Genomic DNA, 7,374 nt, shown 5'->3' with positions numbered 1-7,374 from the left:
GAACCACCAACGCCGAGAACCTCCAAGGGTTGTGCGAACGCTGCAACCAAGCCAAAGAAGCCCACGGCTGGCAAGCCAGACCCGGACCCGACGGCTCCATCACCACCATCACACCCACTGGCCACGCCTACACCAGCCCACCACCCGACACCTGGGGCCAAGACCCACCGCCACTGTCGCGGGCAGAGTTCACGCTGCGCGACGTGCTGCTCGACCACACCCTGGCTGCCTGACCCACGGCCTCGGTCAGGCGCGCGAACCGCGCTAGGAGGCGTACGCGATCTGCTCCTGGATCTCGAAGCGGAGGCCGTCGGCGGCGGCGATGTAGACGTCTTGGTCCACGAGGTTGCCGTGCATCCGCATCAGGCCGCGGGGGCTGGAGTAGGTGTGGCGCTCGGCGAGACGCAGGGCGGGCTCGACCTCGAGGGAGCCGCAGGCGTCGCCGACCTGGCGCAGGAACATCAGCGACTCGTAGCAGGACTCGCCGACGGCGTTCAGGGAGGGCGCGTACTCGCCGAAGCGGCGGTAGTAGCGCTCGGCCAGGCCGGCCGACTCGGGGGTGGTGAGGCCGTCGAAGTAGGCAGCGGCGGCGAAGACGTTGGCGTTGGCGCCGGCGCCGCCCGCGAGCAGGGTGTTCTCCTCGACCGCGGGGCTCAGCCGGGTCAGGGACGAGCTCAACCCGGCGGCGGCGAACTGGCGGTTGAAGTGCACCGCGTCCTGCCCCATCAGCAGCATGATCACCCCGTCCTGCTCACCGCCGTCGAGGCTGCGCAGCACGCCGGCGAAGTCGCGCGTCCCCAGCGGGACGTACGTCTCGCTCACGACCTCCGAGAGCGAGCCGCGCAGCGCGGCGCGGGCGGTCGAGCCGGTGACCCGTGGGAAGACGTAGTCGTTGCCGACGACGGCCCAGCGGGAGACGCCGTGGTTGGCCTGCATCCAGGCGGCGGCCGGGAGCAGCTGGTTGACCGGGCGCTCGCCGATCATGAAGACGCCGGGGGTGTCGTCGCCGCCCTCGTGCATGGCCGCGAAGGCATAGAGCGACCGGCCGCCCACCCGGGCGGTGATGGCCTGGCGGACCGCCGAGATGTGCCAGCCGGCGATGGCGTCGACCCGGCCGAGCTCGACGAGCCGGGCCACCTCGGCGGCGACCTCCGTCGGCGCGCGCCCGGCGTCGACCGCCACCAGCTCGACCGGCCGTCCGGCGATGCCGCCACCGGTGTTGAGCTCCTCGGCGGCCAGCTCGCCGCACGCCAGGCAGCCGGGACCGTAGATCCCGGTCGGTCCCCGCATCGGCACCACGAATGCGATCGAGACCGCCTCCGGCGGGCGGGGCGCGAGGCCCAGCAGGGCATGGGAGGACGGGGTGAACGACGGTGGGGTCATCGACACCTGCTCCCGAACGGAATGTTGTCCTGATGACTCACCATTGAGCCGTTGGGTGGTTAGGGTACGGCAGACAGCGATCGCGGGGAGGACGTCATGGAGGTTGCCGAGACGGCCGGCACGGATCTGCGCTGTTCGGACCTTGCCGTGCTGCTCGCCCGTGCGCAGCGCCGGGTCGAGCGCGCGCTCGCCGAGGCGTACGCCGACTTCGACCTCACCGCGGAGCAGTGGCGCATCCTCAGCGTGCTGCTCGACGAGCCCGGCCAGACGATGACGCGGCTCGCCGACGGCGCCGCGCTCCCGGCCGGCACGCTGACCCGTCACGTCGACCGGCTCGCCGAGCGTGGGCTGGTGCTGCGCAAGGTCCACGCCGAGGACAAGCGTCGCGCTGTCGTCGCGCTCTCACCGGTGGGTGCCTCGGCCGCTCGCGAGATCCGGACCCGCCAGCAGACCGACGCCGTCGCCGACGTCGTCCGCGATCTCCGGACGGTCCTCGACAACCTTTGAGAAGACGTTTCCGTCTGGAAACAAATCCTCGCCGGGTCCGACACATCGGCGAAACAAGCCGTCCCTAGATTCCTTCCATTCGAGAGCAATTGTCCGATGGAAGGACCCCCATCCCGTGCGTACGAAATTCTCGAGCCGCGTCCTCGCGGCCAGCTCGGTGCTCGCTCTGGGCCTGACCGCGACCGCGTGCGGCGGCGCGAAGACCGGTGACTCCGCGAGCAGCGAGAGCTGCGTCGACACCAGCGGCGACACCGTCAAGATCGGTTTCCTCAACTCCCTGTCGGGGACGATGGCGATCAGCGAGACGACCGTCTTCAAGTCCCTGTCCATGGCGGCCGAGGAGATCAACGCCGACGGCGGCGTGCTCGGCAAGAAGCTCGAGATCGTCAGCGAGGACGGCCAGTCCGAGCCGACCGTCTTCGCCGAGAAGGCGACCAAGCTGATCCAGGACGACTGCGTCGCGGCTGTCTTCGGGGGCTGGACCTCCAGCTCGCGCAAGGCGATGCTGCCGGTCTTCGAGGGCAACGACGCGCTGCTCTTCTACCCGGTGCAGTACGAGGGCCTGGAGTCCTCGCACAACATCTTCTACACCGGTGCGACCACCAACCAGCAGATCATCCCCGCCCTCGACTTCCTCAAGCAGGAGAAGAAGATCGAGTCGATCTTCCTGGTCGGCTCCGACTACGTCTTCCCGCGCACGGCGAACAAGATCATCAAGCAGTACGCCGCCGCCAACGGCATCGAGGTCCTCGGTGAGGAGTACCAGCCCCTGGGCTCGACCGACTTCGGCACCGTCGTCGACAAGGTCAAGGCCGCCGGTGCGGACGCGGTCTTCAACACCCTCAACGGCGACTCCAACGTGGCCTTCTTCAAGGAGTACAAGGGCAAGGGCCTGACCGCCTCGGCGATGCCGGTGCTCTCGGTCTCCATCGCCGAGGAGGAGGTGCCGGGCGTCGGTGTGGGCAACCTCGAGGGGCAGTACACCGCCTGGAACTACTACCAGACCATCGCCAGTCCGGCGAACCAGAAGTTCGTGACCGACTTCAAGGCCGCCAACGGCGCCAAGGCGGTGACCTCCGACCCGATGGAGGCGGCCTACACCTCGCTGTACCTGTGGAAGGGCATGGTCGAGAAGGCCGACTCGTTCGCGGTCGAGGACGTCATCGACGCCGCCGACGGCGTCACCTACGACGCGCCCGAGGGCACCGTCGAGGTCAACGGCGAGAACCACCACATCGCCAAGACCGCGCTCATCGGCCAGGTGAACTCCGAGGGCCTGATCGACACGGTCTGGTCCAGCGACGAGCCGATCGAGCCGGACCCGTACCTGAAGTCCTACGACTGGTGGAAGAACTAGCCCGTTGGACGCGCTGCTCGCCCAGGTCTTCACCGGCGTCTCCGCCGGTGCGGTCCTGCTCCTCATCGCCCTCGGGCTCACCCTGACCTTCGGTCAGATGGGCGTGATCAACATGGCCCACGGCGAGTTCATCATGGCCGGCGCGTACACCGCGTACGTCGTCTCGACCATCGTCGCCAGCACCGAGCTCAGCCTGCTGATCGCGCTCCCCGCGGGGTTCGTGATCGGCGGCCTGCTCGGGCTGGCGCTCGAGGCGAGCGTGCTGCGGTGGATGTACGCCCGTCCGCTGGACACGCTGCTGGTCACCTACGGCGTGGGTCTGGTCCTGCAGCAGGTCGCGCGCGACATCTTCGGGGCTCCGGCCAAGGAGGTGCCCGCGCCGGGCTGGCTCGACGGCTCGATCCCGATCCTCGGCTACGACTTCCCGCTGACCAGGCTCTTCATCCTCGTCCTCGCCGCGCTCTGCGTGGCGGCGCTGCTGGCCGTGCTCCGGTTCACCGCCCTCGGGCGGCAGATCCGGGCGACCGTCGGCAACCGGGACCTCGCCGAGACCATCGGCATCTCGACCCGGCGCACCGACCAGGCCACCTTCTTCATCGGCTCCGGCCTGGCCGGCGTCGCCGGGGTGGCCCTCACGCTGCTCGGCTCGACCGGCCCGAACCTCGGCACGTCCTACATCGTGCAGGCGTTCCTGGTGGTCGTGGTCGGTGGCATCGGCCACCTCAAGGGCACCATCGTGGCGGCTCTCGGGATCGGCCTGCTGCAGGCGTTCTTCGCGCATGCCCTGACCGGCTCGGTCGCCCAGGTGATCGTCTTCCTCGCGATCGTCGCCTTCTTGCAGGTGCGTCCGCAGGGCATCCTCTCGATCCGGACCAGGAGCCTGGCATGAGCGTGAAGAAGCTCTCCCCGTACGTCGGTTGGCTGCTGCTCGCCGTCGCCCTGCTCGTCCTCGCCCCGGCGGTGTTGTCGGACTTCCGGCTCGGTCTGCTGGCCAAGTACTGCTGCTACGCCATCGCCGCGGTCGGCATCGGCCTGGCCTGGGGTCGTGGCGGGATGCTGGTGCTCGGCCAGGGGCTCTACTTCGGCATCGGCGCCTACGCGATGGCGATGCACCTCAAGCTCGCCGACGCCGGTCCGGGCGGGGTGCCGGACTTCATGGCGCTCTACGGCGACGCCACGGTGCCGGGATGGTGGGAGCCGCTGCGCAGCGGCGGCCTCACGGTCGTCGTCATCCTCGTCCTGCCGGCACTCGTCGCGGGTCTGCTGGGGCTGGCTGTGTTCAAGCGACGGATCAAGGGGGCGTACTTCGCCATCCTGTCGCAGGCGCTGGCGGCGGCCTTCGCGATCCTGCTCGTCGGTCAGGTGAAGACCACCGGCGGCGCCAACGGGCTCAACAACTTCCAGGGCTTCTTCGGGTACGCCCTGTTCGACCCTGCCAACAAGCGGATGCTCTACTTCATCGCTGCCGGGATCCTGCTGGTCTCGATCCTGGCGATGGCGTGGCTCTACCGCACCCGCTTCGGCGAGCTGCTGGTCGCGGTCCGTGACGGCGAGGCGCGGGTCCGCTTCCTCGGCACCGACCCGGCCAACGTGAAGCTGGCGGCGTACGTCATCGCGGCCGTCCTGGCCTCGATCGGCGGGGCGCTCTTCGTGCCGATCGCCGGGATCGTCTCTCCCGACGACGTCGGCGTGGTCGCCTCCATCGGGCTGCTCGCCGGGGTGGCGCTGGGCGGGCGTGCCTCGTTGCTCGGCCCGGCCGTCGGCGCGCTCCTGGTCGGCTATGCCGAGACCTCGCTCTCCGAGGCCTTCCCGGGTTCGTGGTCCTACTTCTAGGGGGCGCTGTTCGTGCTGGTCATCCTGCTGTTGCCGGGTGGGCTGGCGCAGCTGTTGGGGCTCGTCGGCCGGCTGAATGCTCACCGAGGTGACTCGGCGAGCGATCACCTCCTTCGTGGAGTTCCACGAGGGAAGCAAGGCGAGACCGAGGTACCCCTCGACAAGCTCGGGACGTCGCCTCGGTCAGCATCCGAGGAGGCGGCGGCGCGATGACCCTGACGGTGAGCGACCTGAGGGTCGAGTTCGACGGGTTCGTCGCGATCGACGGGGTGTCCCTGACCCTCGAGCCCGGCCGGCTGCACTTCCTGATCGGCCCCAACGGCGCTGGGAAGACGACGCTGGTGGATGCCCTGACCGGCCTGGCGAAGGGGAGTGGTGAGGCGCGTTATCGCACACGAGATCTGCTTGCTCTGGCATCGCACCGGATCACCCGCCTCGGCGTGGGACGTACGTTCCAGACCGCCACGGTCTTCGAGGAGCTGAGCGTCCTGCAGAATCTCGACATCGCCGCCGGAGTGCATCGGGCGCGGTGGCGGCTGATGCTGCCGCGGCGGGGCACGCCCGAGCGGGTCGCCGAGGTCCTGGAGACGGTGGGGCTCACCGAGCTGGCGGAGCGGCCGGCCGGGGTGCTCTCGCACGGGCAGAAGCAGTGGCTGGAGATCGGCATGCTGCTGGTGCAGGACTCCTCGGTGATGCTGCTCGACGAGCCGGTGGCCGGGATGTCGGCCGAGGAGCGCGAGGAGACCGGCGAGCTGCTGCGGCGGATCAGCCCCGGGCGGACCGTCGTGGTGATCGAGCACGACATGGACTTCGTCCGCCGGTTCGCCGACGTCGTCACCGTCCTGCACGCCGGGAAGGTGATCGCGGAGGGCACCGCCGCCGAGATCCGGGAGGACGCCGAGGTGCAGCGGGTCTACCTGGGCGACACGGTCGCCGCGGTGACCGAGACGACGACCGGGGAGGACGCCTGATGCTGAGGATCGAGTCGGTCACCGGCGGCTACGGCCGCACCACGGTGCTCCACGACGTCAGCCTGGAGGTCCCCGCCGGCGCCGCGGTGGCGCTGATGGGGCACAACGGTGCAGGCAAGACGACCCTGCTCAAGGCCGCGGCCGGACTCGTCCGGCCCAAGAGCGGGCGGGTGCTGCTCGACGGCGAGGACGTCACCGCGCTGCGACCGAGCGCGCGGGTGAAGCGCGGTCTGGGCTACGTGCCTCAGGGGCAGCAGAGCTTCGGCGACATGACGGCGCTGGAGAACCTCCAGCTCGTCGGCAACCGGGCCGGGATCAGCGAGATGCTCGACCTGTTCCCGGCGCTGAAGGACCTGCTCGGCCGACGCGCCGGGCTGCTCTCCGGCGGTCAGCGCCAGCAGCTCTCGATCGCGCGTACGCTGCTGACCAGGCCGAGGCTGCTCATCCTCGACGAGCCGACCGAGGGCATCCAGCCCAACGTGGTCGCCGAGATCGAGCGGGTGATCTCCGAGCTGACCGGACGCGGTGATCTCACCGTGCTGCTGGTCGAGCAGCACGTCGGGTTCGCGCTGCGTACGGCCTCTGCCTACTACATCCTCGAGTCCGGCCGGATCACCGCGAGCGGTGACGGCGGTTCCGGGGCGCACGAGCACGTCCGATCACAGCTGGCCGTCTAGAAGGATCCACAGATGCATCTGACCCCGTCCGACACCGAGAAGCTGCTGCTGTCCGTGGCCGGGATGGTCGCGCGCGACCGGCTCGCCCGCGGGGTGCTGCTCAACTACCCCGAGTCGGTCGCTCTGCTGTCCACCTGGGTGATCGAGCGCGCCCGCGAGGGCGCCTCGGTCTCCGACCTGATGACGCGCGGTCGCACCGTGCTGACCCGAGACCAGGTCATGCCCGACGTGGTCGACATGCTCGTCGAGGTGCAGGTCGAGGCGACCTTCCCCGACGGCCGCAAGCTCGTCACCATCCACCAGCCCATCGCCTGAGGAGGCCCCATGTCTGTGCAGTCCAGAGGACCCGGAGCCGTACGCGTCGCCGAGGGGACCATCCACCTCAACGCCGATCGGAGCGAGGCGGAGCGGCGTACGTTGGTCGTCCTCAACACCGGCGACCGGCCGGTCCAGATCGGCTCCCACATCCACTTCCCCGAGGTGAACTCGGCGCTCGCCTTCGACCGTGAGGCGGCCGAGGGGTTCCGGCTCGACATCCCCGCCGGCACCTCGCGCCGGTTCGAGCCGGGTGCGTCCCGGGAGGTCGCGATCGTGGCGTTCAAGGGCGCCCGGGTCGTGCCTGGCATCCAGATCAAGGGGGCCTGAG

The 7,374-nt window shown here is 69.7% G+C and carries 9 protein-coding genes and 1 pseudogene; 9 read left to right on the top strand and 1 reads right to left on the bottom strand.

Translation table 11 applies throughout. From position 1 onward, the window contains the following. Positions 1-233 (top strand): annotated as a pseudogene (locus ACFVJS_RS09740) (HNH endonuclease); the annotation flags it as partial. Between the two features lie 31 nt (positions 234-264). Here ACFVJS_RS09740 and ACFVJS_RS09735 read toward each other — a convergent pair. Next, positions 265-1,383, bottom strand: coding sequence for a substrate-binding domain-containing protein (locus tag ACFVJS_RS09735; protein ID WP_378878850.1), 1,119 nt, complete (start codon positions 1,381-1,383; stop codon positions 265-267). Between the two features lie 96 nt (positions 1,384-1,479). On the opposite strand from ACFVJS_RS09735, the gene ACFVJS_RS09730 reads away from it, so the two are divergent. From ACFVJS_RS09730 to ureB, 8 genes are all read left to right on the top strand, one after another. Further along, a complete protein-coding gene (locus tag ACFVJS_RS09730; protein ID WP_378878848.1) occupies positions 1,480-1,890 on the top strand; it encodes a MarR family winged helix-turn-helix transcriptional regulator in 411 nt (136 codons plus the stop codon). A gap of 115 nt (positions 1,891-2,005) precedes the next feature. After that, entirely contained in the window at positions 2,006-3,247 is a 1,242-nt protein-coding gene (gene urtA, locus ACFVJS_RS09725) for an urea ABC transporter substrate-binding protein (RefSeq protein WP_378878846.1), read from the top strand. A 4-nt stretch (positions 3,248-3,251) separates the two neighbouring features. Continuing rightward, positions 3,252-4,136, top strand: a complete 885-nt coding sequence (urtB, locus tag ACFVJS_RS09720) for an urea ABC transporter permease subunit UrtB (protein WP_378878844.1) — start codon at positions 3,252-3,254, stop codon at positions 4,134-4,136. Continuing rightward, positions 4,133-5,080 carry an urea ABC transporter permease subunit UrtC gene (gene urtC, locus ACFVJS_RS09715; RefSeq protein WP_378878842.1) on the top strand — a complete coding sequence of 316 codons (948 nt, stop codon included), beginning with the start codon at positions 4,133-4,135 and terminating at the stop codon, positions 5,078-5,080. Before urtB ends, urtC begins: the two co-directional genes overlap by 4 nt. A gap of 209 nt (positions 5,081-5,289) precedes the next feature. Beyond that, positions 5,290-6,051, top strand: a complete 762-nt coding sequence (gene urtD, locus ACFVJS_RS09710) for an urea ABC transporter ATP-binding protein UrtD (protein ID WP_378878840.1) — start codon at positions 5,290-5,292, stop codon at positions 6,049-6,051. Next, complete coding sequence (locus tag ACFVJS_RS09705; RefSeq protein ID WP_378878838.1) at positions 6,051-6,728, top strand: ATP-binding cassette domain-containing protein; 678 nt, start codon at positions 6,051-6,053, stop codon at positions 6,726-6,728. Before urtD ends, ACFVJS_RS09705 begins: the two co-directional genes overlap by 1 nt. Positions 6,729-6,740: 12 nt before the next feature. Beyond that, positions 6,741-7,043, top strand: coding sequence for an urease subunit gamma (locus ACFVJS_RS09700; protein ID WP_378878836.1), 303 nt, complete (start codon positions 6,741-6,743; stop codon positions 7,041-7,043). Between the two features lie 9 nt (positions 7,044-7,052). After that, a complete protein-coding gene (gene ureB, locus ACFVJS_RS09695) occupies positions 7,053-7,373 on the top strand; it encodes an urease subunit beta (RefSeq protein WP_378878834.1) in 321 nt (106 codons plus the stop codon). Position 7,374 lies beyond the last annotated feature (1 nt).

Source organism: Nocardioides sp. NPDC057772 (assembly GCF_042798075.1).
GTDB lineage: Bacteria > Actinomycetota > Actinomycetes > Propionibacteriales > Nocardioidaceae > Nocardioides.
This window is presented reverse-complemented; position numbering and strand designations above follow the sequence as displayed.

What these genes read in the sequence shown, in the direction of transcription:
- ACFVJS_RS09700 (WP_378878836.1), top strand. Translation starts at nt 6,741, where the DNA reads ATGCATCTGACCCCGTCCGACACCGAGAAGCTGCTGCTGTCCGTGGCC.
- ACFVJS_RS09735 (WP_378878850.1), bottom strand. Translation starts at nt 1,383, where the DNA reads ATGACCCCACCGTCGTTCACCCCGTCCTCCCATGCCCTGCTGGGCCTC.
- ACFVJS_RS09730 (WP_378878848.1), top strand. Translation starts at nt 1,480, where the DNA reads ATGGAGGTTGCCGAGACGGCCGGCACGGATCTGCGCTGTTCGGACCTT.
- urtD (WP_378878840.1), top strand. Translation starts at nt 5,290, where the DNA reads ATGACCCTGACGGTGAGCGACCTGAGGGTCGAGTTCGACGGGTTCGTC.
- ureB (WP_378878834.1), top strand. Translation starts at nt 7,053, where the DNA reads ATGTCTGTGCAGTCCAGAGGACCCGGAGCCGTACGCGTCGCCGAGGGG.
- ACFVJS_RS09705 (WP_378878838.1), top strand. Translation starts at nt 6,051, where the DNA reads ATGCTGAGGATCGAGTCGGTCACCGGCGGCTACGGCCGCACCACGGTG.
- urtC (WP_378878842.1), top strand. Translation starts at nt 4,133, where the DNA reads ATGAGCGTGAAGAAGCTCTCCCCGTACGTCGGTTGGCTGCTGCTCGCC.